This is a genomic window from Mesorhizobium sp. M7A.F.Ca.US.005.03.2.1, from assembly GCF_003997795.1.
GTDB classification, from domain to species: domain Bacteria; phylum Pseudomonadota; class Alphaproteobacteria; order Rhizobiales; family Rhizobiaceae; genus Mesorhizobium; species Mesorhizobium ciceri.
Genome location: NZ_RZRP01000763.1, coordinates 1 through 3,027 on the forward strand (window position 1 = coordinate 1; position 3,027 = coordinate 3,027).

The 3,027-nt window shown below is 61.1% G+C and carries 4 protein-coding genes and 1 pseudogene; 2 read left to right on the forward strand and 3 right to left on the reverse strand.

All coding sequences use genetic code 11. The annotated features are described in order from the left end of the window. Nucleotides 1-116: 116 nt before the first annotated feature. Nucleotides 117-776: a DUF2726 domain-containing protein gene (locus EN991_RS29805; protein WP_027160404.1), complete on the reverse strand. Its 660-nt coding sequence runs from the start codon at nucleotides 774-776 to the stop codon at nucleotides 117-119. Nucleotides 777-941: 165 nt separating this feature from the next. Between EN991_RS29805 and EN991_RS29810 the strand changes: the two genes are divergently transcribed. Beyond that, nucleotides 942-1,490 (forward strand): ankyrin repeat domain-containing protein, encoded by a 549-nt coding sequence (locus tag EN991_RS29810; protein WP_027160405.1) that lies wholly within the window; start codon nucleotides 942-944, stop codon nucleotides 1,488-1,490. 48 nt (nucleotides 1,491-1,538) lie between these two features. On the opposite strand, the gene EN991_RS29815 is transcribed toward EN991_RS29810, so the two are convergent. Together EN991_RS29815 and EN991_RS29820 are read right to left on the reverse strand one after the other, a co-directional pair. Then, nucleotides 1,539-2,066 carry a gamma carbonic anhydrase family protein gene (locus EN991_RS29815; RefSeq protein ID WP_027160406.1) on the reverse strand — a complete coding sequence of 176 codons (528 nt, stop codon included), beginning with the start codon at nucleotides 2,064-2,066 and terminating at the stop codon, nucleotides 1,539-1,541. A gap of 19 nt (nucleotides 2,067-2,085) precedes the next feature. Beyond that, the gene (locus tag EN991_RS29820; protein WP_013531336.1) at nucleotides 2,086-2,427 is read right to left on the reverse strand and encodes a hypothetical protein; all 342 of its coding nucleotides are present in this window, start codon (nucleotides 2,425-2,427) and stop codon (nucleotides 2,086-2,088) included. Between the two features lie 125 nt (nucleotides 2,428-2,552). On the opposite strand from EN991_RS29820, the pseudogene EN991_RS29825 reads away from it, so the two are divergent. Next, a pseudogene (locus tag EN991_RS29825) lies at nucleotides 2,553-3,027 on the forward strand (hypothetical protein); the annotation flags it as partial.

A 3,027-nucleotide genomic window follows, 5' to 3' on the forward strand; every position in this document is an offset into this window, starting at 1 on the left:
TCCCCAACGACCGGGTGAAAGGAGCCGGCCCCGTCCCCGGGCCGGCTCCGCCATTTCTGGCTATGGCCGTTCGAAAACCAATCAGGTTCCGAGAAATCTGCGTTGCAAAAGGTCAGCTATTGCGGTGCGGTGGGCTTGTCCACCAGCCTCTCAACCAGTCGCCTGAGTTCCGAAGGTGTCGTGTGACCGCCGACGATCTCATGGTAACTGATGCCAGCACGTCGCAGCGCTTCCTTTTTGACCGCATCACGTGCTGCTGCTGTGCCTTGGTGATGCGCATGGCCTTGGTATTCGAGCGCATGTCGAGGCAGACAAGTCTCGTCCACAAGAAGAAGGTCCACTCGTTTCGAGTTGATGCAGCTGTAGGCGTCAGCGTTCGCGCTGCGCAAAATTTCGCCCAGTGACACTTGGGCCATCACCTGCCATCCCGGATTGCAGCTGATCACCATGCGATCAAGTTCCTTGAAGACGCGCACTTCACTCCTGTTGAGGAGCGGTTGAATAGTGAAGCTCGCACCCATGACGATCCGCAACTGGTCAGCAGGATCAGTCGGTTTCGGTGGCGCGGAAACAGGCTTCGGGGCAACCCATAGGCCGCTAAGAATGTCGCCCCCTCTGCGCTCTCTCGCCCAGCGCCTGCTATTGCTCTCCCTCCATGCCTGCCTCCGTTTCCTCGATAGGAGACGTTCCAAGGCCATACCAATGAAGACGCCAGCTAACAGAATGCAAATTAGCGAAAGAATTTGCTGCGTTTGCTCACTGAGCTGGAATGGCATGCCGGAAAGCTACCTCCGCGATGCAGATTATTATTCAGCGATGACTTATATCAGTGAAATGGTATGCGCATCGTCGACCTACTGGACGCATCGGACGACCGCCTTTCCACGCGCAGGGGATCGGGGCAATATAGGCCGTTGGTTTCCGCCTTCTGGAACACGGCGATGTTGGAAATCCCGGAAGATCGATGCGAGCGTCATCGCCTCTTCAAGGCGATCGACGATGCCTTCAAGGCCGGCGACTTCGACGGCCTCGGTCTAGCCTTGGGCGGCTCTTCCCGATGGTTCGACGAGCGCATGCCGTTTGAGTTCGGCCTTGGGCATCCGCTGGAATATGCGATCTATTGGAGCCCCGTCAGCTTCATCTCGATCTTGCTGGAGGCGGGCTCGGATCCGAATTATCAGGATCATGGCGGGTTTCCGTCCATCATTGCGGCGCTGTCCACCGATCGCGCCAATAGGCTGGACATCGTGCGGGTGCTGATCGAAGCTGGCGCCGACCCCAACATGCGGGGCGTCAACGACTGGACTCCGCTGCACTATTCGGTGGCCATCCGCAGTGTCGATGCGATCCGCCTGCTTTTGGCGGCGGGCGCCGACCCGGCGCTCGAAACCCGCATCGATGACTACAGGACCGCGATCAAGGAAGCCGAGATTGCCGGCTTTGAAGGCGGTGCTTCCTTGCTGCGCGATGCGATGGCTGGGCGCAACTGACGGACAGTGAGTTGAGGCGCTAAGAAACCAGCAAATGCCAGGCTAGCCTCAAACCTTCTTCAACCCCGCCTTGAAGCGCTTGCCGTTGGCGACATAATGCGCCGCCGAGCCGCGCAACCTTGCCACGGCCGCGTCGTCCAGCACCCTGATCGCCTTGGCGGGCGAGCCGACGATCAGCGAATTGTCCGGGAATTCCTTGCCCTCGGTAACCAGCGCACCGGCGCCGACCAGGCAATTCCTGCCGATTTTCGCGCCGTTCAGCACGATGGCGCCCATGCCGATCAGGCTGTTGTCGCCGATCGTGCAGCCATGCAGCAAGGCGCGGTGGCCGATCGTGCAGCCTTCGCCGATCGTCAGCGGAAAACCGGGATCGGTGTGCATGACCGTATGTTCCTGCACGTTGGTGTCGGCACCGATGACGATGGGCTCATTGTCGCCGCGGATGACGGCGCCGAACCAGAAGCCGGCATTGCGTCCGACCCTGACGTCGCCGATCAGCGTCGCATCGGGCGCGATCCAGTTCGAGTCCGCATCGGCGAAGCTGGGCTCTGTTCCATCGATCGCATAAAGCGGCATTTCTGGTCTCCGAATCGTCTCAGCCTGGCAGCTCGGACCCTAGGAGACGGACCGACCATGAGGCAATGGCAAGCACGACGACGCCCAGCGCCAAGGTCCACGCAATTGCCGTGCAGCCGCAGGACATCAGCGCCAACGTTGAAATGCGGCGCTGACGCCGGGCATCGATGGCGTCGTTGACCAGCATGAACGGTCCCGCACAGGCCGTGGCGAGCAGCGAGCGCAAGACATGTGACGGCGACACATAGGGTTCGGTGAAGGCGACCTTGCGGCCCGACACCAGTTCCATGGCCGATCCGGCCAGCCCGCAGGCCGTCAACCCGACGGCAAAAGCAAAGAGTGTGAGTTCCAGCGGTCCCATCTTAACTTTCCGTTTACCATGAAATTGCACAGTCGTTCCATGCAGGCTGCAAGAGCCATGCCGTGCGATGTGTGCCGCCCGGGGACACTGGAGGCGGACGGGCGGCCCGAGATCCGAGGACTGAGATGAAGCAGGCAGCGCTCGCCAACGAACTCACCGTGGTCGATTCCACGCTGATGAAGCGGGTGCTCTACGGGTTCGCGGCGCTCGCCCTGTTGTCGGTGGCGATCAGCCTTGCCGGCAAATGGTTCGGCCATTCGATCGCCATGGCCGGATACACCGACGACGCAACGGCCCACCAGGTGGTGATCGGCAACAATGTCATCACGGTCCCGGCCAATGCCATCCGTTTCGCCCAGGCCCGGCGCGACGGCATCGCCTCGCGGCTCGACCTCTATCTGCGCTATCCCCAGATGGACGGCTACAGCGAGGCCGCGCGGGATGATTTCAACCATACGGGAACAGCCAAAAGCATCGTCTTCCTGTCCTTCGAACAGCAGATGATGTCGCGTGACATGAGCGGCCGCTTCGCGCCGATCTACAGCGCGCTGATCACCCGACCCGGCACTGCCGGGTCGGGTGATCAGCGCGCTGTAGATC